Annotated in this window: 25 protein-coding genes; 15 read left to right on the top strand and 10 right to left on the bottom strand. The window is 74.3% G+C overall.

The genetic code is table 11. The annotated features are described in order from the left end of the window. The 12 genes from ABT095_RS22635 to ABT095_RS22690 all read left to right on the top strand — a co-directional run. Positions 1–232: hypothetical protein (locus ABT095_RS22635; protein WP_350531283.1), on the top strand; the 232-nt coding region annotated here is incomplete at its 5' end. Positions 233–329: 97 nt separating this feature from the next. Next, the gene (locus tag ABT095_RS22640) at positions 330–1,517 is read left to right on the top strand and encodes a radical SAM protein (protein WP_350531284.1); all 1,188 of its coding nucleotides are present in this window, start codon (positions 330–332) and stop codon (positions 1,515–1,517) included. Between the two features lie 60 nt (positions 1,518–1,577). After that, entirely contained in the window at positions 1,578–2,810 is a 1,233-nt protein-coding gene (locus tag ABT095_RS22645) for an MFS transporter (protein WP_350531285.1), read from the top strand. Between the two features lie 15 nt (positions 2,811–2,825). Next, entirely contained in the window at positions 2,826–4,859 is a 2,034-nt protein-coding gene (locus ABT095_RS22650; RefSeq protein WP_350531286.1) for a prolyl oligopeptidase family serine peptidase, read from the top strand. A 202-nt stretch (positions 4,860–5,061) separates the two neighbouring features. Continuing rightward, positions 5,062–5,244 carry a hypothetical protein gene (locus tag ABT095_RS22655; protein WP_350531287.1) on the top strand — a complete coding sequence of 61 codons (183 nt, stop codon included), beginning with the start codon at positions 5,062–5,064 and terminating at the stop codon, positions 5,242–5,244. Beyond that, a complete protein-coding gene (locus ABT095_RS22660) occupies positions 5,232–5,393 on the top strand; it encodes a hypothetical protein (RefSeq protein WP_350531288.1) in 162 nt (53 codons plus the stop codon). Before ABT095_RS22655 ends, ABT095_RS22660 begins: the two co-directional genes overlap by 13 nt. A 58-nt stretch (positions 5,394–5,451) precedes the next feature. Next, the gene (locus ABT095_RS22665; RefSeq protein WP_350531289.1) at positions 5,452–7,341 is read left to right on the top strand and encodes an AfsR/SARP family transcriptional regulator; all 1,890 of its coding nucleotides are present in this window, start codon (positions 5,452–5,454) and stop codon (positions 7,339–7,341) included. Positions 7,342–7,572: 231 nt separating this feature from the next. Further along, positions 7,573–8,823 carry a S53 family peptidase gene (locus ABT095_RS22670; protein WP_350531290.1) on the top strand — a complete coding sequence of 417 codons (1,251 nt, stop codon included), beginning with the start codon at positions 7,573–7,575 and terminating at the stop codon, positions 8,821–8,823. A gap of 237 nt (positions 8,824–9,060) precedes the next feature. Next, on the top strand, positions 9,061–10,794 hold the full coding sequence (locus ABT095_RS22675) for a pyruvate dehydrogenase (protein ID WP_350531291.1): 1,734 nt from the start codon (positions 9,061–9,063) through the stop codon (positions 10,792–10,794). 59 nt (positions 10,795–10,853) lie between these two features. Next, positions 10,854–11,453 carry a helix-turn-helix domain-containing protein gene (locus ABT095_RS22680; protein ID WP_350531292.1) on the top strand — a complete coding sequence of 200 codons (600 nt, stop codon included), beginning with the start codon at positions 10,854–10,856 and terminating at the stop codon, positions 11,451–11,453. Further along, positions 11,453–11,611 carry a DUF6126 family protein gene (locus tag ABT095_RS22685; RefSeq protein WP_350531293.1) on the top strand — a complete coding sequence of 53 codons (159 nt, stop codon included), beginning with the start codon at positions 11,453–11,455 and terminating at the stop codon, positions 11,609–11,611. The genes ABT095_RS22680 and ABT095_RS22685 overlap by 1 nt, the downstream gene beginning before the upstream one ends. A gap of 60 nt (positions 11,612–11,671) precedes the next feature. Next, the gene (locus ABT095_RS22690) at positions 11,672–12,097 is read left to right on the top strand and encodes a DUF2690 domain-containing protein (RefSeq protein ID WP_350531294.1); all 426 of its coding nucleotides are present in this window, start codon (positions 11,672–11,674) and stop codon (positions 12,095–12,097) included. On the opposite strand, the gene ABT095_RS22695 is transcribed toward ABT095_RS22690, so the two are convergent. The 3 genes from ABT095_RS22695 to pdxR form a co-directional block, all read right to left on the bottom strand. Next, positions 12,098–12,715, bottom strand: coding sequence for a type 1 periplasmic-binding domain-containing protein (locus tag ABT095_RS22695; RefSeq protein WP_350531295.1), 618 nt, complete (start codon positions 12,713–12,715; stop codon positions 12,098–12,100). Continuing rightward, entirely contained in the window at positions 12,712–13,290 is a 579-nt protein-coding gene (locus ABT095_RS22700) for an RNA polymerase sigma factor (protein ID WP_350531296.1), read from the bottom strand. The genes ABT095_RS22695 and ABT095_RS22700 overlap by 4 nt, the downstream gene beginning before the upstream one ends. 65 nt (positions 13,291–13,355) lie before the next feature. Next, positions 13,356–14,780 carry a MocR-like pyridoxine biosynthesis transcription factor PdxR gene (gene pdxR / locus ABT095_RS22705; RefSeq protein ID WP_350531297.1) on the bottom strand — a complete coding sequence of 475 codons (1,425 nt, stop codon included), beginning with the start codon at positions 14,778–14,780 and terminating at the stop codon, positions 13,356–13,358. Positions 14,781–14,860: 80 nt separating this feature from the next. Here pdxR and ABT095_RS22710 point away from each other — a divergent pair, with 80 nt between their 5' ends. Then, positions 14,861–15,346 (top strand): carboxymuconolactone decarboxylase family protein, encoded by a 486-nt coding sequence (locus ABT095_RS22710; protein ID WP_350531298.1) that lies wholly within the window; start codon positions 14,861–14,863, stop codon positions 15,344–15,346. A 78-nt stretch (positions 15,347–15,424) separates the two neighbouring features. After that, the gene (locus ABT095_RS22715) at positions 15,425–16,261 is read left to right on the top strand and encodes an isocitrate lyase/PEP mutase family protein (protein ID WP_350531299.1); all 837 of its coding nucleotides are present in this window, start codon (positions 15,425–15,427) and stop codon (positions 16,259–16,261) included. A gap of 5 nt (positions 16,262–16,266) precedes the next feature. On the opposite strand, the gene ABT095_RS22720 is transcribed toward ABT095_RS22715, so the two are convergent. Beyond that, positions 16,267–16,464, bottom strand: a complete 198-nt coding sequence (locus ABT095_RS22720; RefSeq protein ID WP_350531300.1) for a hypothetical protein — start codon at positions 16,462–16,464, stop codon at positions 16,267–16,269. A gap of 161 nt (positions 16,465–16,625) precedes the next feature. Here ABT095_RS22720 and ABT095_RS22725 point away from each other — a divergent pair, with 161 nt between their 5' ends. Then, entirely contained in the window at positions 16,626–19,277 is a 2,652-nt protein-coding gene (locus ABT095_RS22725) for a beta propeller repeat protein (protein ID WP_350531301.1), read from the top strand. 65 nt (positions 19,278–19,342) lie between these two features. On the opposite strand, the gene ABT095_RS22730 is transcribed toward ABT095_RS22725, so the two are convergent. From ABT095_RS22730 to ABT095_RS22755, 6 genes are read right to left on the bottom strand one after another with little or no spacing between them, the layout of a single operon-like run. Beyond that, positions 19,343–20,446: a cytochrome P450 family protein gene (locus ABT095_RS22730; RefSeq protein WP_350531302.1), complete on the bottom strand. Its 1,104-nt coding sequence runs from the start codon at positions 20,444–20,446 to the stop codon at positions 19,343–19,345. Beyond that, positions 20,410–21,861: a cytochrome P450 gene (locus ABT095_RS22735; RefSeq protein WP_350531303.1), complete on the bottom strand. Its 1,452-nt coding sequence runs from the start codon at positions 21,859–21,861 to the stop codon at positions 20,410–20,412. Before ABT095_RS22735 ends, ABT095_RS22730 begins: the two co-directional genes overlap by 37 nt. After that, positions 21,858–22,481 (bottom strand): GTP-binding protein, encoded by a 624-nt coding sequence (locus ABT095_RS22740; protein WP_350531304.1) that lies wholly within the window; start codon positions 22,479–22,481, stop codon positions 21,858–21,860. Before ABT095_RS22740 ends, ABT095_RS22735 begins: the two co-directional genes overlap by 4 nt. Further along, entirely contained in the window at positions 22,459–22,803 is a 345-nt protein-coding gene (locus tag ABT095_RS22745; protein WP_350531305.1) for a DUF742 domain-containing protein, read from the bottom strand. Before ABT095_RS22745 ends, ABT095_RS22740 begins: the two co-directional genes overlap by 23 nt. After that, positions 22,800–23,213 carry a roadblock/LC7 domain-containing protein gene (locus tag ABT095_RS22750; RefSeq protein WP_350531306.1) on the bottom strand — a complete coding sequence of 138 codons (414 nt, stop codon included), beginning with the start codon at positions 23,211–23,213 and terminating at the stop codon, positions 22,800–22,802. The genes ABT095_RS22745 and ABT095_RS22750 overlap by 4 nt, the downstream gene beginning before the upstream one ends. Further along, positions 23,197–24,492 (bottom strand): ATP-binding protein, encoded by a 1,296-nt coding sequence (locus ABT095_RS22755; RefSeq protein WP_350531307.1) that lies wholly within the window; start codon positions 24,490–24,492, stop codon positions 23,197–23,199. The genes ABT095_RS22750 and ABT095_RS22755 overlap by 17 nt, the downstream gene beginning before the upstream one ends. Positions 24,493–24,638 lie beyond the last annotated feature (146 nt).

Genomic DNA, 24,638 nt, shown 5'->3' on the forward strand with positions numbered 1-24,638 from the left:
CGGTCTGACCGAGGCCGAGGTCGTGGCGCACGGCGAGGACGAGACCCCGTGGTGCGTGGTCAACAGCGGCAACACCGGTCTGACCGAGGCCGAGGTCGTGGCGCACGGCGAGGACGAGACCCCGTGGTGCGTGGTCAACAGTGGCAACACCGGTCTGACCGAGGCCGAGGTGGTCGCCCACAGCGAGGACGAGACCCCGTGGTGCCTCTCCAACACGGGCACCGTCAGCTGACCTCGGACGCCCAACGGGGCCTGCCGCGCGAGCGGTGGGCCCCGTCCCCCCTCCTGCCCTGAACTCCCGCCCGCCCGACCCCTCCTGGAGGCCCCCGATGTCCGCTCCGCAGCATGCGCCCGGCCGTAGCCGGCTGATCAAGGCCGACAATGGCGGCTGGTGGTTCCTGGGAGACGGCGGTTTCGCCAAGCTGCGCCCGGCCCAGGTCACGCCCGAGGGCGAACTCCTGCCGGGCACCGAGCAGTTCCTGCACGAGCGGGGCCTGTACGAGGCCAAGGAGATCTCCTCGTACTCGCTCACGGTGCTCACCAGCACCGACTGCAACCTCGGCTGCGGGTACTGCTTCCAGAACACCGGCCAGGACGAGAAGGGCGGCAACCGCCCGCCCCGGATCAAGCACGCCCGGCTGACCTCCGAGATGATCACCAAGGTGCTCGGCTTCACCCGGGAGCGGATGGCGGCGGCCGAGCTGAACCGGCTCTCGCTGATGCTGTTCGGCGGCGAGCCGCTGCTCAACCCGCGCGGATCGCGCGAACTGCTGCGCCGGGCCGCCGAGTTGGGCGAGCTGTCGGCGAGCATGGTCTCCAACGGCACCCTGCTCACCCCGCTGATCGCCAAGGAGCTGAACGCGGCCGGCCTCGGCTCGATCCAGATCACCTTCGACGGTGACCAGGCCGAGCACGACGCCATCCGGGTCCGGCGCTCCGGCGGCGGCACCTTCGACGTGATCGTCAACAACGTGGCCAAGGCGATGGCCGCCACCTCGCTGCGCTGGCACCTGCGGGTCAACGTCTCGCACCACAACCGGCACGGCATGGACGCCCTGGTCGAGCGCCTCGCCGAGCGTCTGGACGTCTCCCGCTGCGGCCTCCAGTTCGCCCTGATCGGCGACGTCGGTGTCGGGTACTCCAACGACCTCGCCTACGGCTCCTCGCTGGCCGGGGAGTTCACCCGCTGGCACGCCCGCGCCCTCGAGCTCGGCTTCGCCGTCTCGCGCCCCAAGGCCAACAACGGCTGCCAGGCCTGCTCGATCAAGAACGGCCGGTACGGCGCCGTGGTCAACGCCGACGGGGTGCTGGCCAGTTGCTGGGAGACGGCCGGGATGCCCGGCTGGGAGGTCGGCACCCTGGACGACGGCTACCTCGGCGAGCAGGAGACCGAGGGCCGCTGGATCACCTGCTACGACCAGTACCAGTACGGCGAGCAGGCCGCCCGGCTGGCCGCCTTCCAGGACGAGGTGGACGCCGCCCTGCTCGACCGCCTGCACACCGCCGGCCGGCTCTGAACCCGTATCCAATCCCCGCCGGGCGGCACAGGACCCCCGGCCCGTCCCGGAGGTGGACCGATGGCCGAACCCGGAGTGCTCCGCACCAACCGGGCGTTCCGGCGGCTCTGGGTGGGGTCAGCGCTCTCCACGCTGGGCTCCCAGATCTCCCTGATCGCCTTCCCGCTGCTGGTGCTCGGCCTGGGCGGCGGCGCCGCGCAGGCCGGTCTGGTGGCCTCCTGCTCGCTCGTCACCCGGATGGTGCTGCGGCTGCCCGGCGGCCAGCTGGCCGACCGCTACGACCGCCGGTACCTGATGGTCGCCGCCGACCTGGTGCGGCTGCTCACCGTCGGCTCGGTGCCGGTCGCGGCCGGCCTCGGCCTGCTCGGCTACCCCCAACTGCTGGTGGTGGCCGTGGTCGAGGGCGCCGCGACCGCCGTCTTCGCCCCGGCCGCCACCACCGCCGTCCGGGACACCGTGCCGGACGAGCAGCTCACCGCCGCGCTCGCCAAGGACCAGTCCGCGATGGCCGCCGCCGGCCTGCTCGGCCCCTTCCTCGGCGGCTGGCTGTTCACCCTCGACCGGATCCTGCCCTTCGCGGTGGACGCCGCCTCCTACGCCGTCTCGGTGGTGCTGCTGCTGGCCACCGCGACCAGGCCCCGACCGCCGGCCGACGGCGCCGGGCGCGACCGGCGGGTGACGGCGGGCCTGCGCTGGCTGGCCAAGCAGCCCACCCTGCTGCGCCTGCTGGTCTTCGTCGCGCTGCTCAACCTGGTCGGCGCGTCCGCCGAGGTGGCCATGGTGGTGACGCTGCGCTCCGGCGGGTCCGGCGGCTCGGCGGTCGGCCTGGTGATGGCCTGCGCCGGGGTCGGCGCGGTGATCGGCTCGCTGGTCGCGCCGAAGGTGACGGCGCGCTTCACCGCCGGGCAGCTGTTCCTGCTGATCGGGGTGGTCTGGGGCGGCGGCCTGGCCGTCTTCGCCCTCACCCGGCTCCCCTGGGTGGTGGGCCCGCTGCTGGTGCTGCTGGTGCTGCTCACGCCGCCGGCCGGGATCGTGATCGGCCAGGCCGTGCTCTCCCGCGCCCCGCGCGAGCTGCTCGGCCGGGTGAGCACCGCCGTCGACCTCTTCCTCGCGGGGCTGGCCGCGCTCGGCCCCGTCCTCACCGGCGCCGCCCTCCAGGGGCTGGGTATCCCCGCCACCTGGCTGCTGCTTGCCGCCCTGGTCGGTGCCGCCACCCTGCTCGCCGCCGTCCCGATGCTCCGCCACGGCGCCCTGACCGCGCCCGCCCCCGAACCCGAACCCACCGCCGTCTGACCCCGAGGAGCCGCCGTGCTGCCGTACCCGCCCGCACCCCGCACGGAGCTCACCGAGGAGCTGCACGGCCACCCGGTGGCCGATCCGTACCGCACCCTGGAGGACGCTGCCGACCCGGCCACCGCGGCCTGGTCGGCGGCCCAGGACGAGCTGTTCGCCGCCGCCCGCGAGGGCTGGCGGCACCTCGGTGAACTCGAGGGCAGAGTCAGGCAGTTGCTCGCCACCGGGATGACCACCGCGCCCCAGGTGCACGGCGCGCGCGAGTTCAATCTGCGCGCTCGGCCCGACCAGGACCTGCCCGCGCTGTACGTCGCCGAGGGCGGGCGCTCCCGGGTGGTGTTCGATCCGGCCGCCCTCGACCCCAGCGGGGCCACCCTGCTTGAGGACTGGTCGGTCTCCCCGGCGGGCGACAAGGTGGCGGTGCAGACCTCCAGCGGCGGCACCGAGGACTCCGAGCTGCGGGTGCTGTGCGTGGCCACCGGCGCGCTGCTGGACGGCCCGATCGACCGGGTGCGCCGCTCCACCCTGGCCTGGCTGCCCGGCGGCGAGGCCTTCTACTACGTCCGCCGCCTGCCGCCCGAGCTCAACCCGGGCGAGGAGCGCTACCACCGCCGGGTCTGGCTGCACCGCCTGGGCACCGACCCGGCCGGGGACGCCCTGGTCTTCGGCGCGGGCCGCCCCGCCGAGCAGCACTACAGCGTGGCCACCGACGGCCGCCTGCTCACCGTCACCGCCACCGCCGGGGCCTCGCCCCGCACCGACGTCTTCGCCGCCGTGCTCGCCGAGGCCCCGTACGGGCGCCCGGTGCTGCGGCCCGTGCAGCAGGGCGTGGACGCCGCCACCACCGCCCGCCCGTACGGCGGCGCGCTCTACCTGGCCACCCACCGGGACGCCCCGCGCGGGCGGATCGAGCTGGCCGACCCGGTCACCGGCGAGCGCCGGGTGCTGCTCCCCGAGCAGGACGACGCCGTGCTCGAGGACTTCGCCGTCCTGGACGGCCCCGAGCTGCCCCGGCCGCTGCTGCTCGCCACCCACACCCGGCACGCGATCAGCGAGATCTCGGTGCACTGCCTGCGCACCGGCGAGCGGCTCGGCGCGGTCGGGCTGCCCGGCGCCGGCACGGTCGGGCCGCTGCGCCCCCGCCAGGAGCCGGGCCACGAGCTCTGGTTCGCGTACGCGGACCACGTGACCCCCTCGCGCCCGCTGCACTACGACGCCCGCACCGGCCGCACCACCGAGCGGGCCGCGCCCGAGGGCAGCCCCCGGACGTCCGTCCAGGTCCGCCAGGTGGTCTACCCGGGCCTGGACGGCACCCCGGTGCACATGTTCCTGGTCTCCCCGACCGGCGGGCCCGACCGCCCCCGCCCCACCGTGGTCACCGGCTACGGCGGCTTCGGCGCCCGGATGGTGCCCGGCTACGCCGCCCAGGCGGTGGCCTGGGCGGAGGCCGGGGGCGTCTACGCGTTCACCTGCCTGCGCGGCGGCGGCGAGGAGGGCGACGGCTGGCACCGGGCCGGCCGCCGCGAGCACAAGCAGCAGACCTTCGACGACCTGCACGCCGCCGCCGACTGGCTCACCGCCCAGGGCTGGGCGGCCCGGGTCGGCCTGGTCGGCAGCTCCAACGGCGGCCTCACCGTGGGCGCCGCGCTCACCCAGCGCCCCGAGCGGTACGCGGCGGTGGTCTGCCTCGCCCCGCTGCTCGACATGGTGCGCTACGAGCACTCGGGGCTCGGCCCGAGCTGGCGGGACGAGTACGGCAGCGCCGCCGTACCGGCCGAACTGGCCTGGCTGCTCTCCTACTCGCCGTACCACGCGGTGCGGCCCGGCACGGCCTACCCGGCGGTGCTCCTGGGCGTCGCCGACGGCGACACCCGGGTCGACCCGCTGCACGCGCGCAAGATGTGCGCCGCGCTCCAGCACGCCACCACCGGGGCCGGCCCCGTGCTGCTCCGCCAGGAGCGGGGGGTCGGCCACGGCCGGCGCGGGGTGGCCGCCACCGCGGCCCTGCTCGCCGACCAGCTCGCCTTCCTGGCCGAGTACCTGCGCTGACGGGCACCCGCGCGGACCAGGACGTTCGCTCCGATTACGGAGGGCTTGTCCGATTTGTGAGGCGGGTCTGTTGCTGCATGCAGCATGCTGCACTCCGCCTTCCCTTGGCCGGACCGGAAGCCGGACGGCAGGCTTCCTGTGTCAGGTCGGCCCCGGGCACCGCCCCGGGGCCGACGGCCCGTCAGCCTCCAAGGGGAGCACAATGAAGCACGTCAGCGCCGCGGTCGCCGTTCTCGCGAGTGCCATCGCCCTCGCCGTCCTGCCCGCCGCCGCGGCCCACGCGGACACCCCGGCGCCGCCCGCCACCGGCACCCAGCAGCCCGTGGTCCCGCCCACCGCCCCGGGCGACGACATCAGCACCGAGGACACCGCTTGGGGCCACTGAGGGGCAGGCTGGTCGTCTTCCTGACCGGCCTCGCCCTCGGCGCCGCGCTCGTACTCGCCACCCCCGCCCTGCGGGCCGCCCGCTCCGGTGCCCAGCTGCGCCGGGCCCGGGAGGTCCTGGCCGAGTACGAGCTCCCCGCCTGGCCCTGACCGCGGCGGAAGCAGCCCGGACCTCGGCCCGGCACCCCGATCCGAAGGGTGTGTTGTGATGCTGGATCACCTTGAGCAGGCGCCGGCCGGCTGGGCGGCGGAGCGGGGGCACCGCGACCCCCGGTGGCCCCGACCCGCCGACCGGCACCCCGTCGCCCAGCCGCTGCGGTTCCGGGTGCTCGGCGAGCTCTCCGTCGAGCTCGGCGGCCGCCCCCTCCCGCTCGGCCCGCTGCGGCAGCGCCTGGTCCTCGGCCTGCTGCTCTGCCGCCCCAACGCCACCGTCTCCACCGATCTGCTCACCGAGACCGTCTGGGGCGACGAACCGCCCCGCTCGGCCCGCAAGAACCTCCAGGCGTACGTCTGCGCGCTGCGCAAACTGCTCGCGCTCGCCGGCGGCCCGGACCGGCTGAGCCACCACGCCGGTGGCTACCAGCTGCGGGTCGACCCCCAGGAGCTCGACCTGCTGCGCTTCGAGGAGCTGGCCAGGGCCGGGCGCCAGGCCTCCCGGCTCGGCGCCGAGGCACACGCGGCGCGGCTGCTGCGGGAGGCCCTGGAGCTGTGGAGCGGCCCGCTGCTGGCCGATCTGGGGCAGAGCGAGATCGTGCAGCAGGAGGCCGCCCGGCACGCCACCCGCCGCCTCGCCGTCCAGGAGGACTGGGCGGAGACCGAGCTGTCGCTCGGCCACGCGCCCCTGGTGGCCGAGGCGCTGACCGAGGCGGGCCGCGAGCACCCCATGCGGGAGCGGCTGTGCGCGGCCCGGATGACGGCCCTGCACCGCTCCGGGCGGCAGAGCGAGGCGCTGGCCGCCTACGACGACCTGCGCCAACTCCTCTCCCGCCAGCTCGGTCTCCGGCCCGGAGCGGCGCTCGACCAGCTCTACCGGGCGATCCTGGACGGCGCCGAGGGCCCCGGCCGGGCCCCGGCCGACCGGCCGCCGCGCGCCGAGCGACCCCGCACCGTCCTGCCGGCCGGCCTCCCGGACTTCACCGGCCGCCACCAGGAGCTGGCCCGCCTGCAGGAGGTGCTGTCCCGCCCCGGCCAGGCGGTGGTGCTGAGCGGCGCGGTCGGAGTGGGCAAGACGGCGCTGGCGGCGCACGTGGCGCACGACCTGGAGCGGCACTACCCGGACGGCCGGCTGACCGTACGGCTCTGCCGGGCCGACGGCGCACCCCGCCACCCGAGCTCGGTGCTGGCCGAACTCTGCCGGGCCACCGGCCTGTCGGGCGAGGTGCCGGAGGACGAGGAGGAGGCCGCGGCGCTCTGGCGCTCCTGGCTGACGGGCCGCAGGCTGCTCGTACTCCTTGACGACGTGCCGGACGAGGCGAGCGTGCGCCCGCTGCTGCCGGGGGCGGGGCCGGCCTCGGTGCTGATCACCAGCCGGAGCCGGCTGGCCGGGCTCGGCCCGCTGCACCGCCTGGAGCTCGGGCCGTACCCGCCGGGCGAGGCGGTCGAGCTGCTCGGCCGGATCGTGGGCCCCGACCGGGTGGCGGCGGACCGCGTGGCGGCCGAGCGGATCGTGGCGGCGATCGGCCTGCTGCCGCTGGCGGTGCGCATCGCGGGCACCAAACTGGCGGTGCTGCACCGGCTGGCACTGGCGGAGTACGCCGCCCGCCTCGAGGAGAGCCCCTGTCTCCTGGACGAGTTGGCGGCGGGCGATCTCGCCGTCCGGTCCCGGTTGGCCGGGTGGTGGGCCGGGCTGCCCGAGCTGGCCCGCTCGGTGGTCCGCTCGCTGGGCCGCCTGCCAGGGCCGCTGTTCACCCTGGAGGAGGCGATGGCGGTGCTCGGCTGCGGCGCGCAGCTGGCCTGCCGGGTGCTGGAGGGGCTGGTCGAGGATTCGGTGCTCAGCTGCCCCGTCGCGGAGGTCACCGCACACGCCGTGCTCTACGAACTCCCACCGCTCGTCCACGTCTACGCGCGCGAACAGGCGGACCCGGCGCCCGGCAAGTGACGGGACGTGACATGTTTCCGTGGGTCAGGTAAAGGGATAGTCGAATCTTTGACCAACCCATTGTTGACCTGCCCATGCCCTGGCTACCGTCAGCGGCGGCCCCTATCGATATGACGATCTGATCAACCGTCATATTCGGAGTGCCCGGCCGCCCCGCCGCGCCCCACAACGCGGATCCCGGCCGAACCCCAGTTGCTCCTCGGTTCCCCCAGCCACAGGAGGCAGTTCACCGTGCGTACCCCCACTCTGTCCGCCGCCGCCCGCCGCAGCGTGCTCGCCCTGGCCGGCACCGCCGCGCTCGCCGTCTCCAGCCTCGCGGTCGCGATGCCGGCCGGCGCCACCCCGACCGTGTACTCGAAGGGCGGCACCTCCTGGGTCCGCGCCTGCGACACGCTGGCCAAGGGCGACACCATGGCCTGTCACGCGCTGCGCGTCACCAACACGGTCCAGGCGGTCCACGCACTCGGTGTCACTCCCGACGCGACCCCCTCGGGCCTGGGCCCGGGCGACCTGCTGAGCGCCTACAAGCTGGCCGCGAACGGCGGCGCGGGCCAGACGATCGCCATCGTCGACGCCTACAACGACCCGAACGCCGAGTCGGACATGGCGGTCTACCGCTCCCAGTACGGCCTGCCGGCCTGCACCACCGCCAACGGCTGCTTCAAGAAGGTCAGCCAGACCGGCTCCACCACGAGCCTCCCGGCGAACAACTCCGGCTGGGCGGGCGAGATCTCCCTCGACCTCGACATGGTCTCGGCGATCGCCCCCAACGCGCACGTCATCCTGGTCGAGGCCAAGACCGCCTCGATGGCCAACCTCGGCACCGCCGTCAACGAGGCCGTGAAGCTGGGCGCCAAGTTCGTCTCCAACAGCTACGGCGGCGGCGAGTCCTCCTCGGACACCAGCTACGACACCTCCTACTTCAACCACCCGGGCGTCGCGATCACCGTCTCGGCGGGCGACTCCGCGTACGGCGCGCAGTACCCGGCGGCCTCCAAGTACGTCACCTCCGTCGGCGGCACCGCCCTCCGGAAGGACTCCAGCACCCGCGGTTGGAGCGAGTCGGTCTGGTACACCAACTCCACCGAGGGCACCGGCTCGGGCTGCTCCGCCTATGACGCCAAGCCCGCCTGGCAGAAGGACACCGGCTGCGCCAAGCGCACCATCTCCGACGTCTCGGCGGTCGCCGACCCGGCCACCGGTGTCGCGGTCTACCAGACCTACGGCGGCTCCGGCTGGGCCGTCTACGGCGGCACCTCCGCCTCCTCGCCGATCATCGCCTCGGTCTACGCGCTGGCCGGCACCCCGTCCGCCGGGTCCTCCCCGGCGTCCTTCCCGTACGCCCACACCAGCTCGCTGTTCGACGTGACCACCGGCTCCAACGGCTCCTGCTCCCCGGCGTACCTCTGCAAGGCGGGCGTCGGCTTCGACGGCCCGACCGGCCTCGGCACCCCGAACGGCACCGCAGCCTTCAAGGGCTGACACCCCCCTCGGCCCACCCGGCCTACCCGGCCCCACCCGGGCTGACCCCGCACGGCCCTGACCGATCCGAAACGGCACCCCCACGCCGAGTCGGCCCGGTCAGGGCCTTTCCCGTCCCCGGGGTCCGGCCGCCCCGGCCCGCCGTCAGGCGGCAGCCTCACTCGTTCGCCCGCCCGGCTCGCCGCGAGGCGGGCTCCACCTCAGGGTGGTGGCGAGCTGTGACCCGAGGAGGATGCCGTGGGCAGTGTGGCCGAACAGCTGGTGGAGGTGCTCCGGCAGGCCGGGGTGGAGCGGGTGTACGGGGTGGTGGGCGACAGCCTCAACCCTGTGGTGGACGCGATCCGCCGGGCCGAGGGCATCTCCTGGGTGCACGTGCGCAACGAGGAGGCCGGCGCCTTCGCCGCCGCGGCCGACGCCGAGCTCACCGGCTCGCTCGCAGTCTGCGCCGGCTCCTGCGGCCCGGGCAACACCCACCTCATCCAGGGCCTCTACGACGCCCACCGCTCCGGCCTGCCGGTACTCGCCCTCGCCTCGCACATCCCCTCCACCCAGATCGGCACCGGCTTCTTCCAGGAGACCCACCCCGACCGGGTCTTCACCGACTGCAGCGGCTTCTGCGAACTCGCCTCCACCCCCGCCCAGTTCCCCCGCCTGCTGCGGATCGCGATCCAGCACGCCCTCGGCGCCCGCGGCGTCTCCGTGCTCTCCTTCCCCGGCGACCTCGCCGCCCAGCCCGCCGCCGAGCCGACCGGCCGCAGCACCTTCCTCACCGAGCTCGCCGTCCCCGCCCCGCCCTGGGGCCAGGTGCAGGCCCTCGCCGAGGCGCTGGGCTCCGCCTCCCGGGTGGCGCTGTTCTGCGGGGCCGGAGTCCGCGGCGCCCACGCCGAGGTGATGGAGCTGGCCGGGCGGCTGAACGCCCCGGTCGGGCACTCGCTGCGCGGCAAGGAGTGGATCCAGTACGACAACCCGTACGACGTCGGCATGAGCGGCCTGCTCGGCTACGGCGCCTGCCACGACGCGCTGCACCAGGCCGAGTTGGTGCTGCTGCTCGGCACCGACTTCCCCTACGACAGCTTCCTCCCGCAGGCCCGCACGATCCAGGTCGACCACGACGCGACCAGACTGGGCCGCCGCACCGCACTCGAACTCGCCGTGCACGGCGACGTCGCGGCCACCCTGCGGGCCGTCCTGCCGCTGCTGGAGCAGAAGCCGGACCGGGGGTTCCTGGACGCCATGCTGGAGCGGCACTGCAAGGCGCTGGAGACGGTGGTCGGCGCGTACACCCGCGACATCGGGAAGCACCTGCCGATCCACCCCGAGTACGTGGCCGCCGTCCTCGACGAACTGGCCTCGGAGGACGCGGTGTTCACCGTGGACACCGGCATGTGCAACGTCTGGGCCGCCCGCTACCTGACCCCGAACGGGCGCCGCCGGGTGATCGGCTCCTTCCTGCACGGCTCGATGGCCAATGCGCTGCCGCACGCGATCGGAGCCCAACTGGCCTTCCCCGGGCGGCAGGTGGTCTCGATGTCGGGGGACGGCGGGCTCGGCATGCTGCTCGGCGAACTGCTCACCGTGGTCAAGTACCGGCTGCCGGTCAAGACGGTGGTCTTCAACAACGGCGCGCTCGGCATGATCAAGCTGGAGATGCTGGTCAGCGGCTACCCCGAGACCGAGACCGACAACGGGGACGTGGACTACGCCGCCATCGCCCGCGCGGCGGGCATGCCGGCCAAGCGGGTCACCGACCCGGCCCAGCTCCGCGCCGCCCTCACGGAGGCCCTGGAGCGCCCCGGACCGGCCCTGGTCGACGTGGTCACCGACCCGAACGCCCTCTCCATCCCGCCCGTCATCACCGCCGCCCAGCTCAGGGGCTTCGCCCTCGCGGCCGGCCGCACCGTGCTCTCCGGCGGGGTCGGCAAGATGGTCGACCTGGCCCGGAGCAACCTGCGGAACATCCCGAGGCCGTAGGAGCTTGCCTCTGAGGCAAATTTCTTGCCCGAGCGGCACGGGCGGTGTGCACTGGACCCATGAGTGAGGACCAGGAGGTCGAAGGCCTCGGCGCCCGGCTGCGGGAGCAGCGGCTGAGCAGCAGGTACACGCTGGAGACGGCCGCCGCCCGGGTGGGGCTCTCGCCAGCGTACCTGTCGCGGCTGGAGACCGGACAGCGGCAGCCCTCGCTGCCGGTGCTGCTCGGGCTGGCCCGGGCGTACGGGACGAGCGTCTCCGGGCTGCTCGGCGAGGCACCCGGCGAGGCGGACCCGGTCGTGCGGGGCGGGGCGATCGAGCCCGGCCGCGCGGGCGGCTGGGGGTACCGCCGGGCGGGTGCGCCCGGGCGGGCGATGCAGGCGCTGCACGTCCAGGTGCCGCCCTCGCTGCAGGACGCCGTCGTCCGGGTCCACCCGGGGGAGGAGTGGCTCTACGTGACCCAGGGCCGTCTGCGCCTCACCCTCGGCGAGCGGACCCACCTGCTCGAGGCGGGCGACTCCGCCCACTTCGACTCCCTCACCCCGCACTGCATCGCCGCCGACTCGGCGGACGGTGTCGAACTGCTGTTCCTGCACACCCTGTTGCAGAGCCCCGGCGGAGAACTCTGCCTCGGCGGACCGCATCGACAAGGAGCCCACTGATGACCCAGGAGACCGTCGCCCCCGCCGCCGCACTGACCACTGATGCGGGCCGCCGCACCGACAACCGGGTGTGGATCCGCGCCGTGATCTACATCGCGGTCACCCACTTCTTCGCCGGCTTCGTGATCCTCCTCTTCGAGCTCGGATCGCGGAAGTAGCCGCCCTGCGGCAGCCTGAAGGTGCGTCAGCGAACCGCCCCGCGCCCCCCAGGAGCCACTATGCCCGCCGCCCCTCGACCCGCCGTCTGGGCCACCGCCCTGCTGCTCGCCTGCGGCGGCCTGGCCGCCCTGCCCGCCGCCGAGGCCCAGGCGGCGGGCAGGTGTACGGGGTCGGGCTGCACCGGCAAGGACCCCCAGACCGTCGGCTGCGGCGGTGACGCCCTCACCACGGCGTCCTTCTCGGGCGCCGCCGTCCGGGTGGAACTGCGCCACAGCCCGGCCTGCCAGGCCTCCTGGGCCCGCGCGAGCTCCGCCCCGGTCGGCCAGATCCTCTACGTCGAGAACACCCGGGGCGTCCGCCGCCAGATCACCGTCCGCTCCGGCCAGGCCACCGTCTGGACGCCGATGGCCGACGCCACCGTCGCCACCCGGGCCTGCCTGGGCGTCGCCGACAGCGACGCGGTCACCTGCACCTCCTGGCAGTGACTAGCCGACCCCCACCGTGTTGGTCTGCGAGAGCGGGTAGCAGCCGGGCGTCTGCGAGGTCAGTGAGACGTCCAGGCTGGCGACGGTGGCCGGGCCGGTGGCGCCCTTGGGGGCGGTGTTGAGCAGCAGCAGCTTCTCGCCGTGCGGGACGGCGGCGGGGTGCAGGATCGCGATCCGGCCGTTCTTCGGGTCCAGCTGCATGACCTTCTCCAGCCCCTCGGAGCTGTCGGCCACCTTGGTGTGGCAGTCGGCGGAGGGCGTCATGACCAGGGCGGGCACGCCCACCGAGCGCAGGGCCTCCTGCAGCCCGGACCAGTCGGCGCCCATCAGCTGGAAGGAGACGGTGCCGTCCTGGTTGGGGGTCACCGTGTAGGAGACGGTGCTGAGCTGGACGGCCGGCGGGGCGGCGGTGGGGGCGGCCTGCGGCGCGGGGGCCGAGGCGGTGTGCGGCACCAGGACCACCGCGGCGGTCGCGGCCGCCAGCCCGAAGCCGGTCGCCACCAGCCGGCGGGCGTGGCGGGGCCCGGCGGTGATCCGGGTGCCCGAGGCGGGCAGGGCGGCGGCCCGGGCGGTGAGCTCGGCGCCGAGTCGCTGCTGGAAGTTCAGGGGCGTGGTCACGAGACGACCTCCAGGAGAGTGGTGACGGGCTGGACGTTCTGCGGGGCGGCCTTCTGCAGTGCCTTGCGGGCCCGGTGCAGCCGCACCCGGGCGGTGGTCGCGCTGATGCCCAGCGCCTTGGCGGCCTCCTGGACGGCCAGGCCGTCCACCGCCACCAGGTCGAGCACCGCGCGCAGCGGCTCGGACAGCGCGGCGTGCCGGTCCGCCAGGGCGCGGGCCGCGCGGGCCGCGTCGATGCGCCCCTCGATCGCGGACACGTCCTGGTCGTCGAGCATCCGCTGCCCGGCGATCCTGGCCACCGCGTTGCGCTCGCGGGCGTTGCCCCGGAAGTGCGCGGCCAGGACGTTGCGGGCGATGCCGTACAGCCAGGCGACGGGCACGCCCCGGCGGGGGTCGTAGCTGTCGGCCTGCTCCAGCGCGGTCAGGAAGATGTCGGCCGTGAGATCGGCCGCCAGGTGCACGCTGTCGGTGCGCCGGGTGACGAAGCCCAGCACGGTGTCGAACTGCTGCTGGTAGAACACGGCGAAGGCCGCCGGATCACGTGAGGGTGGTGCTGCTGGTTGCTCCGCTGGCACGGATGGCTCCTCGGTGCGGACGAGTACTGCCTGACATCTCTCCTTGGCTCGGGCGCCTCCGGGCGTTACAAGGTCAGCAGGCGGCACAGCGCCTCGACCGCCGCCGGGAAGGAGTGGTCGGGCGGGGTGCCGTAGCCGATCACCAGGGCGGGCGGGCCGTCCGGGCGGGGGCCGGCGGCCGGGGCGCGGTTGCCGGTGGTGGTGTGGATGGCGAGGCCCAGCCAGGCGGCCTGCTGGAGGAGCTCGCGTTCACTGAGGCCGCCCGGGGGGAGCTGGAGGACGGCGTGCAGGCCGGCGGCCAGGCCGGTGACCCGGACGGCGGGGGCGCGTTCGGCGAGGCGGGCGAGGAGCAGGTCGCGGCGGCGGCGGTAGTGCTGGCGGCAGCGGCGGACATGGCGGTCCAGGCCGCCGGAGGTGATGAACTCGGCCAGCGTCAGCTGCTCGAAGGCTCCGCTGTGCCCGTCCGCCAGCAGCTTCTGGCGGGTCACCGGCTCGACCAGGTCGGCGGGCAGCGCGAGCCAGCCCAGTCGCAGGCCGGGGGCCAGGCTCTTGCTGGCAGTGCCGATGTAGGCCACCCGCTCGGGGTCGAGGGCCTGCAGGGCGCCCACCGGCTGGCGGTCGTAGCGGAGCTCGCCGTCGTAGTCGTCCTCGATGACGAGGCCGCCGTGCTCCCGGGCCCAGGCCACGGCGGCCGCCCGCCGGGCGGGCTGCAGGGCGACGCCGGTGGGGAACTGGTGCGCGGGGGTGAGCGTCACCGCGCCGACGTCCAGCCCGGCGAGCAGGTCCGTCCGCGCCCCGGCGGCGTCCAGCGGCAGCGCCACGGCCGCCAACCCGCCTGCCTCGACGAGCCGTTGCTGGTGCGGCAGCCCGTACTCCTCGACGGCGGCGGCCGCCGCCCCGCGCTCGCGCAGCGTCCGGCAGAGCAGCCCGATGCCCTGGGTGTAGCCGCCGCAGACCACGATCCGCTCCGGATCGGTGCGCACACCCCGGACCCGGGCCAGGTAGTCGGCCAGCGCCCGGCGCAGCTCGATCCGGCCGCGCGGGTCGGAGTAGCTGAGCGCTTCGTTCGGGGCGGTGGTCAGGGCGCGGCGGGCTGCGGCCAGCCAGGCGGTGCGGGGGAAGAGCGAGAGGTCCGGGCGGCCGGGGGTGAAGTCGTAGCGGGCGGCCGGGGTGCGCTGCGGCAGGGCGGGGGCCGCCACGCCCTCGCCGACCGCCCGCTCGGCCACCACCGTGCCCGAGCCCTGGCGGGCCGTCAGCCAGCCCTCGGCGGTGAGTTGGGCGTACGCCTCGGCCACCGTGTTGCGGGCCACCCCGAGATCGCCGGCCAGGGTGCGCGAGGGCGGCAGCCGGGTGCCGGGGGCCAGCCGGCCCTCCCGGACGGTGCCGCGCAGCGCGTCCTCCAGCGCGGCGCGCAGCCCCAGGCCCCTGGCCCGCCCGGCGGAGAGGTCGAGGTGCAGGTCGCCGCCGCGGTCGGCCGGTGAGGTGTCCATGGGGCCAGTCTAATTGGCCCAAGAAACTGGCTTGGAAATGGTCCAAACACAAGGGCCGCCTGACTCCTAGAGTAGTGGTCATGACGAACCAGAACCTTGCCGAGTCCTACGTCCCCGCCCCCGAGCAGCGCTTCTCGATGCCCGAGCTGGCCCCCGAGTGGTACCGCGCGATGATCGACCTCGACCGCGCCTCCCGCACGGCCGTCGACCCGGTGATCGGCGAGCTGGTCCGCACCCGGGCCTCGCAGATCAACGGCTGCGCCTTCTGCCTCGACATGCACACCGCCGACGCCCGCAAGGAGGGCGAGCAGGAGCACCGCCTGCACACGCTCCCGGCCTGGCGCGAGACGCCCTACTTCACCGCCCGCGAGCGCGCCGCCCTGGCGCTCACCGAGGCCGTCACCCTGGTCACCGTCGGCCACGTGCCGGACGACGTCTACCAGGAGGCCGCCAAGCACTTCGACCCGCAGGAGCTGGCCCAGCTGATCGCGGTGATCATCACGATCAACTCCTGGAACCGGATCGCCGTCGCCAGCCGCCTCAGCCCCGCCCCGAAGCAGAGCTGAAGCCCGCCGGTCGCCCGAGCTGACCAACTCTCAGGCGCAGCTGCCCACCGCCCGACCTCTCCTGACAGGCTGTCCTCCATGACGAACCTGACGAACCAGCAAGAGAAGGCCCGACTCCTGCACGACCTGCACCGACCGGGCACCCCGCTGGTGCTCGCCAACGTCTGGGACGCCGCGAGCGCCCGGCTGGTCGAGGAGGCCGGAGCGCCGGCCGTCGCGACCGCCAGCGCCAGCGTCTGCTGGACGCTCGGCGCCCGCGACGGCGGCGGTCTCGACCGGGACCGCGCCATCGCCCAGACCGCCCTGATCGCCTCCGCCGTGGGCCTGCCGGTCACCGCCGATCTGGAGAGCGGCTTCGCCGAGACCGCCGAGGGCGTGGGCGAGACCGTCACCGCGCTGCTCGCCACCGGCGCGGTCGGCGTCAACCTCGAGGACGCGGCCGCCGACGGCTCCGGGCTGCGCCCGCTCGCGGAGGCCACCGCCCGTATCGCGGCGGCCCGCGCGGCGGCCGAGGCGGCCGGGATCGACCTCTTCCTCAACGCCCGCACCGATGTCTACATGCTCGGTGTCGGCGAGCCCGAGCAGCAGCTCGATCTCGCGATCGAGCGCGCGCTGGCCTACGTGGGCGCGGGCGCCAGCGGCGTCTTCCTGCCGGGCCTGGGCGACGCGGACGCGATCGCCGCCTTCGTGAAGGCCGTGCCGGTGCCGGTGAACGTGTTCGGCTTCCCCGGCGGCCCGAGCCTCGCCGAGCTGTCCGCCGCGGGCGTCGCCCGGGTCAGCTTCGGCCCGGGCCTGGCCAAGGTCGCGTACGCGGCCGTGGACCGCGCGGCCCGCGAGCTGTACGGCTCGGGCGGGTACGGGCCGCTCGAGGGCGGCCTGGACTACGGGCGGCTGAACGGGTTGTTCCCGGCCTGATCCGGCTACCGGACCGGCGTGTCCCGGATCTGCTGCTGGATGTCCGCCGCGTAGGAGGAGATCAGCGGCAGCGCGGTCAGCTTGGTGAGCGCGGCGTCCGTCTCGGCCAGTCGAGGGTCGGGGAGGGGCGCCGCGCTCGCGTTGGTGGAGGCGAGCGCGATACCGGCCATGGTCAGGGCCGCGAGCGTGGCGATCTTCTTCATGCCCTGCCCAACGAGTCGGCGGCCCGTCGGTCACAAAGATTCGGTCAACTTTTCGCCCAGGCGCCCCACTACTCACCCGTACTGTGGTCGAGTCTCCCCGGCCCGCCGCCAACACCCTGGTGCGGCACGGCCTTTGGTCAGTCATGACTGGGGAGGAACTGTTGTCGGCACCCACCAGCAAGAGGCGATGGCTCACGATCTGCGCCGTCACCGCCACCATGGGCCTGATCGGGCTCCCCGCCAGCGCCGCCGTGCGCCCGGGCACCCCGTTCGGCCTGCGCCAGCAGGCCGCCCAGGCCGAGCAGCGGCTCCAGCACAAGAGCACGCCGCACACCTTCGCCGCCAAGGCGGCCGACGAGGGCGACGGCGACGGCGGTGAGTCGGACGCCATCCAGGAGGGCGCCGACCAGCGGGCGGAGGCCCGTACCTCCCCCGGTGTGGTGGCTCCCGGGGCCTTCTCCGCCGCCTGGGGCCAGCTGCGCTCGCTCCCGCAGACGGGCGGCGACTGGCGGCACCTCACCGGCCTGGCCTACGACTCGGACGACCCGCGCTACCGCGACATCGACTCCAACTCCAGTGCGGGGATGGGCAAGGTGACCGGCCGGGCGACCGCCGTCGCGGCCGACGACCAGGGGCACGTGTACCAGGGCAGCGCGGGCGGCGGTGTCTGGCGCTCCTCGACCGGCGGCGGTCACTGGGAGCCGATCAGCGACCAGCTGCCCACCCAGTCCACCGGCGCGCTCGCGCTGGACGGGCAGGGCCGGCTCTGGCTCGGCACCGGCGAGGCCAACACCAACACCGACGCCTACCTCGGCGCGGGCGTCTTCGTGCGGGCGGACCCGGCGCACGGCAGCTTCTCCGCCCGCAGCCGGGTCGGCGGCGCCGAGCTGGACAGCACCACGATCCACGCGATCCGCTTCGGCGCCGGCAAGGCCTGGGCGGCCACCAGCAAGGGCGTCCGGAGCCACCCGCTGGCCGACCTGAGCGGCCCCTGGCGGCTGGAGTTCGCGCCCAACCCCGACTACCTGCCGGGTGGTTCGCTCGCGGCCGACCCGAGCGCCCCGTACAAGAACATCACCACGGACGTGGCGATCGACCCGCGTGACCCGTCCAAGGTGGTGCTGGCCGTCGGCTGGCGGGGCGGTGACACGTACAACGGCTTCTACTCGCAGGTGAACGGCAGTTGGCAGCGGCTGACTTCGCTCGGCGACCTGCCGACCGACGCCGCGAGCGTCGGCAGTGTGACCTTCGCCCGCTCGGCGGACGGCTCCCGCTACTACGTGACCGACCAGTCCCCGCAGCAGCAGAGCAGCGACCCGAACAGCGCGCTCGCGGGCATCTTCGTCTCCAAGTCCGGCTCCCCGCTGGGGCCGTGGACCCGGATAGCCGACTACCACCAGCTGGCCGCCGCGGGCTCGGGCATGCAGCAGGAGGGCGACCTCCCGGGCAGCCAGTCCTGGTACGACCAGTCGCTCCAGGTGGACCCGACGAACCCGGACCACGTCTACGCCGGCCTGGAGGAGATCTTCGAGACCTCCGACGCGGGCGCGAACTGGAAGGCCGTCGGGCCGTACTGGAACTTCAACTTCGCCTGCTGGAGCATCGATCCGGCGCAGCAGACCGGCAGCTGCCCGACGACCACCCACCCCGACCAGCACGGTCTGGCGGTCGGCAGCTACCAGGGCCACCCGTACCTCTACGCGGCCAACGACGGCGGCACCTACCGCCGCCCGCTGGTCGGGCAGACGGACGCGAGCGGTCACGCCACCGACTGGGCGTCGCTCAACGACGGCACGATCGACACCCTCGAGTACTACTCGGTGGGCATCGGCAAGGACCCGGCCGCCCACGGGGTGGCGGTCACCGGCGGCCTGCAGGACAACGGGCAGTCGATGCTCCGGCCGCACGACAGGGTGATGGGCTCCAACTTCGGTGGTGACGGCGGTGATTCGATCGCCGACCCGGCCAACGGCTGCAACATCGTCCAGGAGTACGTCTACCTGGCGGTCAACGTCACCCAGAACTGCGGTGTCAACGACGGTAGTTGGCTGAACGACCCGAGCAAGGCGACCAGCTGGTCGATCGCCCCGGCGGACAACGCGCTCGGCGGCGCCGGCGCCCGCTTCATCGCCCCGCTGGCGGCCGACACCGCCGACCCGAACCACTGGGTCGCGGGCGGGCGGCACGTGTGGACCCAGGCCCAGGGCTACGCGATCCGCTCCGCCGACGCCTGGACCGCCGCCTACGACCTGGGCCCGGGCCACGTCTCGACCGCCGTGGCCGCCGCGCACGGCACGGTGTACGCGGCCTGGTGCGGCCCGTGCAACAACCAGGGCTTCACCCGGGGCATCGCCGTCGGCAACGCGGACGGCACCGGCTGGCGCCAGCTGAGCCTGCCCGCCGACGGCTCCTCGGTGCCCAACCGCTACCTGAGCGGCCTCACGGTGGACCCGTCCGACGCGACGCACGTCTTCGTCGCCGTCAACGGCTTCTCCCGGCACTGGACGGAGGGCCCGGGCGCCGGCTTCGGGCACGTCTACGAGTCGCACGACTCGGGCGCGCACTGGACGGACATCAGCGCCGACCTGCCGGACGTCCCGGCCGACTCGCTGGTGCTGCTGCCGAACGGCGGCCTGGCCCTGGCCACCGACCTGGGCGTGCTCTACCGGGCCCCGCACCGCGGCAACTGGCAGCGGCTGGGCGAGCTGCCCGCCGTGGCCGTGGACCAGCTGAAGCTCGGCCCGGACCACCGCCTGTACGCCGCCACCCACGGGCGCGGCCTGTTCGCGATGTCGCTGGAGGACCTGGACTGACGGGTTCGGACCGACGGGCCGGGATTGCGAGGGGGCGGGATCCGCTGCGGATCCCGCCCCCCTCGTCACGTCCGGACGTACAGCGCCCGGACGCCGTTGCTCAGGAAGGACGCGATCGGCTCGACCGGCCGGCCCGGGGCCAGGCTCAGGCCGGGGAAGCGGGCGAACAGCTCGCGCAGCGCCGTCTCGGCCTCCAGCCGGGCCAGGCCGGCCCCGAGGCAGAAGTGCGGGCCGTGGCCGAGCGAGAGGTGCCGGGTGTCCGCCCGGGTGAGGTCGAAGCTGCCCGCCGCCGGGTACTGCCGCTCGTCGCGTCCGGCGGACGCGAAGGAGGCGACGATCCCCTCGCCCGCGCGGATCAGCACCCCGCCGACCTCGATGTCCTCCATCGCGTAGCGCAGCGGGAACTGGCCGACGGGCGAGTCGTAGCGCAGCGTCTCCTCGACCACGGCCGACCAGTCCGCCTTGCCGTCGAGCACCAGCTGCAGCTGCTCCGGATGGGTCAGCAGGGCGCGCACGGCGCTGGTGATCAGGTTCAGCGTGGTCTCGTGTCCGGCCACCAGCAGCTGCAGCATGGTGCCGACCAGCTCGTGCTCGCTCAGCCGGTCGTCCGCCTCGCGGGCGGCGATCAGCGCGGTGGTCAGGTCGTCCTGCGGGTCGGCCCGCTTGGCGGCCACCACCGAGCCGAGCAGCGCGTACAGCCCCTCCCGGGTGGCCGCGGCGGCCTCGGGCGTGGCGGAGCTGGAGACCAGGGTGTCGGAGAGCACGTGCAGTTCGTGCTGCTGGTCGAGGTCCAGGCCGAGCAGCTCGCCGATCACCCGCATCGGCAGCGGGTAGGCGAACCGCTCGCGCAGGTCGAACTCGCCCTCCTCGGCGAGTGAGGCCAGCAGCTCGGCGGTCAACTCGGCTATTCGCGGCTGCAGTCCGGCGATCCGGCGCGGGGTGAAGGCCTGGCTGACCAGCCCGCGCAGCCGCCGGTGGTCCTCGCCGTCGGAGGTGACCATGCCGGGCACGGTGACGAAGGCCAGCAGCGGCCAGTCGGCGGGCAGACGGCCCTCCCGCATGGTGCTCCAGAGCTGGGGGTTCTTGCCGATCCGGGGATCGGCAAGAACCTGCTGGAGGGTCTCGTGGTGGGTTACCGCCCAGACCACCACCCCGCCAGGGAGCTCCACCAGGACGACCGGCCCGGCTTCGCGGAGTCGGATGTTCTCTCCGTGCTGGTCGGTTCCGAAGGCGTCGAGCCGGTGGGGGTGGAGGTCGTCCGAGGTGCGGAGGTCGGTGGAGTCCATGCGGGCCTTTCCGGGGCGGGAGTGCGAGGCGGGGTGAACGCGCTGTAGAGCACCGGCAGTGAGACCAGTGCGCGGGACCACGGGGACGGGCGCCAGGACAGCTCGTTCGCGGGTACCGCCAGTTGGAGGTCGGGCAGGCGGTGGAGCAGAGTCTCCACGGCGGTCTCGACGATCAGGCGGGCCGGGTGCTGGGCCGGGCAGACGTGCCGCCCGGCGCCCCAGGCCAGGTGGGCCCGGTTGCCGATGTGCCCGGCGTTCGGCCCGCCGGCGCCGTGCACCGCCGGGTCGGCGTTGGCGCCCGCCAGGCCGAGCACCAGCAGATCGCCCGCGCTGATGTACTGCCCGCCCAGCACGGTGTCGGAAGTGGCCCACCGGCCGGGGAAGTTCTGCGTCGGTGGGTCACGCCAGAGCACTTCGTCCAGCGCGTCGGAGACGGTGAGGCGTCCGCCGGCCAGGGTGGAGCGGAAACGCCGGTCGGTGAGCAGCAGCCGCAGCGTGTTGCCGGTCCAGTTGATGGTGGTCTCGTTGCCCGCGACCAGGATCACCACCAGGTGGTGCACCGTCTCCTCGTCACTCAGCCCGGCCGGGTGGGCCAGCAGCCAGGAGGTGAGGTCCTGGCCGGGCTCGGCCCGGCGGCGCTTGACCAGGTCGACCAGGATGGCCTGGAACTCGGCGTTGGCCCGCACCGACTTCTCGCTGCTGTCCACGAAGTGGCTGATCAGCTCGATCAGGTGCGGCCCGGCCTCGGCGGGCAGGCCGAGCAGCCGGGTGAAGACCAGCAGCGGCAGCCGGCGGGCGTACTGGCTGACCAGGTCGGCCGTGCCGTCCGGGCCCCAGCTGTCGATCAGGCTGTTGGCGGCGTTCTCGGTGGTCTCCCGCAGCTCCCGGTGGTCGATCCGGGCCAGCGTCTGGGCCACCGCGCCGCGCAGCCGCTGGTGCTCGGCGCCATCCATGTTGAGCAGGGTCGGCCGCCACGAAGTCATCGGCAGCAGCCGGGAGTCCGGCTTCAGCCGCCCCTCCCGGGGCACCCGCCAGCGCCGCGAGTCCTTGGAGAACAGCTGCTCGTTGCGGGTGAGTTCGAGCAGTTCGGCGTAGCCGAGCACCAGCCAGGCCTCCACGCCCGGCTCGAGTTCGATCGGCGCCACGGCGCCGTGCCGCTCACGCATCCGCGCGTACAGCCCGTGCGGGTCGTCCGCCACCGCGCTGCCGTACAACGGCGTGACGTCCACCGGGGCTTGGTGTGCCGGACAGCCCGGCGGCGGCGCGGCGGCCGCGGCCTTCGGCTGGGGAGTGGTCATGACTGCGGCTCCAGGACGGCGGTCGAGTGGAGGTGCGCGACGAAGTCGATCAGGAGATCGTAGGAGGCCCGGCGGTCCCGCGCATCGCAGGCCAGGATCGGCACCTCGGGCAGCAGGTCCAGCGCCTCGCGCAGCTCCGGCTCCGGGTAAGTGGGGCTGTGCGGGAAGGCGTTGACGGCGATGGCGAACGGGATCCGCTGCTCCTCCAGGCGCCCGAGCACCTCGAAGCTCTCCTCCAGCCGGAGGGTGTCCACCAGCACGATGGCGCCCAGCGCCCCGCGCGAGAGGTCGTCCCAGAGCGGCCAGAACCGCTGCTGCCCGGGCGTGCCGAACAGGTAGAGCGCGAGCCGGGAGTTGAGCGTGATCCGCCCGAAGTCCAGCGCCACCGTGGTGCTGGTCTTGTCCGGCCGCCCGGTGAGGTCGTCCACCCCGGCCCCGGCGGCCGTCATGGTCTCCTCGGTGCGCAGCGGGGCGATCTCGCTGAGCGAGCCGACCAGCGTGGTCTTGCCGACCCCGAACGGGCCGGTGACCAGGATCTTCACCGCGCCCTGCACGGTGGCCGGGAGGTAGTCGGGGGTCGGCTCGGCGGCGCTGGTCTCAGCGGAGCTGGCGGAGGCCAAGGAGCACCTCCTCCAGGAGGGTCGCGGGCAGGCGCTCGGCCCGCTCGACGGGCGGCCTGACCTGGACGGCGCCGAGGTCCCACAGGTCGCCGATCAGCACCTTCACCACCCCGAGCGGCAGCGCCAGGTGGGCGGCTATCTCGGCCACCGAGAGCAGCTCCCGGCAGAGCGCCAGGATCCGCCGGTGCTCCCGGCCGAGCCCGCTGTCCGCCGTGGTCACCACCGCCGGGGCGGCACAGACCAGGCTCTCCAGGGCCAGCACGTTCCGGCTCGGGCGGCTGCGTCCGCCGGTGATCACGTACGGCCGGACAGGACCGTTCACCGGGCGTCCCCGCCCGCGGGTTCGAAGCGCGGCGGGCTGGTCAGGTGGGTGCCGATCCGCTCGACCAGCATCTGCATCTGGTACGCCACCAGACCGGCGTCCACGGCCTCGCCGGTCACCACGGCCAGGTGCGCCCCGGCGCCCGCGGCCACCAGGAACAGGTACCCGCCGCCGTACTCGACGATGATCTGCCGGGTGGTCGAGCGGTGCCCGCCGAACCCCTGGGCCACCCCGCGGGCCAGCGACTGCAGGCCGGAGCAGGCCGCCGCCAGCCGTTCGGCGTCCTCCCGCTCGATCCGCTCGCTACGGCCGATCTCCAGCCCGTCGGCGGAGACCACCACCGCGTGCTGCACCTCGGGGACGTTGACGATGTCGGCGAGCAGCCAGCCGAGATCAGGACTGGGAGTCATGGGGTTCTCCGGGACGCTGGGGAAGTCGGGGGAGTTCGGTCTCGTACGGCAGGCCCTCGTACGGCCCGCCCGGGTACGGCGGGCCGTCGTACTGCTGGTCCTGGTACGACTTGCTGGCGGCGGACCGGCCGCTGGCGGTGCCGGCCTGGAAGAGCGACATGAAGGTCTGCGCCTCCAGGGCCGAGCGCGGCGGCACGGGGGCACCGCCGAAGTCCTCGGGCGGTGGCACGGGAGCCGTGCCACGGCGGTTGGTGCGGCGCGGCAGGGCGCGCGGGGGTTCGACGGGGCCCTCGCCCGCCGGGCGGGCGTGCGCGCCCCGGCCGCGCTGGGGGAGTACCGGGGTGACCAGCTCCTCCATGCCGTCCGGCACCGGCGGCAGGCCGCTGGGCAGCGGCTCGGTGAGCAGCGCGTGCGGCAGCAGCACCACCACCCGCACCCCGCCGTAGGGCGAGGGCGCGGAGCTGAGCGTGACCCGGAAGCCGTACTGCTCGGCGAGGCGCCCGACGGCGGCCAGACCCAGCTGCGGCACCTCGCCGAGGCGGGAGACCTCCAGTGTGGAGCCGCCCGCGAGGGCGTTGGCGGCCTTCTCCACGGCCTGCTCGGGCATGCCGACCCCGCCGTCGTCGATCTCGATCACGGCGCCGTTGTGCACCGGCATCAGCGTGACGAACACCTGGGTGGAGGGCGGGGAGTAGCGGGTGGCGTTGTCCAGCAGCTCGGCCACCGCGTGGATCAGCGCCTCGGCGGCCGCGCCGACCACGGCGGTCTCGATCCGGCTGCGCACCACGACGCGCTGGAACGGCAGGATGCGCGACTGCGCGCCGCGCACCACGTCCTCCAGCGAGACCGGCTCGGGCCAGTGCCGCCCGGCGCGGGCGCCGCAGAGCACGGCCAAGGTCTGGGCCAGCCGGGCCTGTTGGGCGGCGGCGTGGTCGGCCTTGAGCAGCCCCTCGAGCAGCGCCGGGTCGTCGTGGGTGCGCTCCATCTCGTCCAGCCCGGCCTGCTGGTCATGGGCCATCACCAGGATCCGTCGGGCGACACTCAGGAAGGCGCGCTGGGTCGAGGTGTTGAGCTCCTGTTCGTGCAGGATGGCGGCGCTCTCGGCGTCCCGGCGGGCGCTCTCCTCGTGGAGCCGCTCCCGCAGTGCGGCGTTCTCCTCGCCCTGCTCGGCCAGTCTGGCCCGCAGATTGGCGGCGACCGCGTGGTAGCGGGCGGCGGCCAGCAGCGAGAGGGCGGCGAGCACACCGGCTGCGGTGCTGAACCACTGAGTCGTCGTCACGCCGCGAATTCTAGGGCGATGATCCTATCCATGGGTGAGCAGTTCTGACGTTGAGTGACCTGATTGCGTCGGTTTTCGGCCCTTGCGTGCAGCGGTAGTCGGGTTTCGGCCATCTCCCGGCCACCTTCCCAGCCACTGCTCAGCCT

Source organism: Kitasatospora sp. NPDC002227 (assembly GCF_040296285.1).
Lineage (GTDB): Bacteria > Actinomycetota > Actinomycetes > Streptomycetales > Streptomycetaceae > Kitasatospora.

Excerpts from the sequence above, each read along its gene's own strand:
- ABT095_RS22735 (WP_350531303.1), bottom strand. The coding sequence starts at position 21,861 with ATGACCACTCCCCAGCCGAAGGCCGCGGCCGCCGCGCCGCCGCCGGGC.
- ABT095_RS22680 (WP_350531292.1), top strand. The coding sequence starts at position 10,854 with ATGAGTGAGGACCAGGAGGTCGAAGGCCTCGGCGCCCGGCTGCGGGAG.
- ABT095_RS22715 (WP_350531299.1), top strand. The coding sequence starts at position 15,425 with ATGACGAACCTGACGAACCAGCAAGAGAAGGCCCGACTCCTGCACGAC.
- ABT095_RS22720 (WP_350531300.1), bottom strand. The coding sequence starts at position 16,464 with ATGAAGAAGATCGCCACGCTCGCGGCCCTGACCATGGCCGGTATCGCG.
- ABT095_RS22640 (WP_350531284.1), top strand. The coding sequence starts at position 330 with ATGTCCGCTCCGCAGCATGCGCCCGGCCGTAGCCGGCTGATCAAGGCC.
- ABT095_RS22645 (WP_350531285.1), top strand. The coding sequence starts at position 1,578 with ATGGCCGAACCCGGAGTGCTCCGCACCAACCGGGCGTTCCGGCGGCTC.
- ABT095_RS22710 (WP_350531298.1), top strand. The coding sequence starts at position 14,861 with ATGACGAACCAGAACCTTGCCGAGTCCTACGTCCCCGCCCCCGAGCAG.
- ABT095_RS22750 (WP_350531306.1), bottom strand. The coding sequence starts at position 23,213 with ATGACTCCCAGTCCTGATCTCGGCTGGCTGCTCGCCGACATCGTCAAC.
- ABT095_RS22690 (WP_350531294.1), top strand. The coding sequence starts at position 11,672 with ATGCCCGCCGCCCCTCGACCCGCCGTCTGGGCCACCGCCCTGCTGCTC.
- pdxR (WP_350531297.1), bottom strand. The coding sequence starts at position 14,780 with ATGGACACCTCACCGGCCGACCGCGGCGGCGACCTGCACCTCGACCTC.
- ABT095_RS22685 (WP_350531293.1), top strand. The coding sequence starts at position 11,453 with ATGACCCAGGAGACCGTCGCCCCCGCCGCCGCACTGACCACTGATGCG.
- ABT095_RS22655 (WP_350531287.1), top strand. The coding sequence starts at position 5,062 with ATGAAGCACGTCAGCGCCGCGGTCGCCGTTCTCGCGAGTGCCATCGCC.
- ABT095_RS22665 (WP_350531289.1), top strand. The coding sequence starts at position 5,452 with ATGCTGGATCACCTTGAGCAGGCGCCGGCCGGCTGGGCGGCGGAGCGG.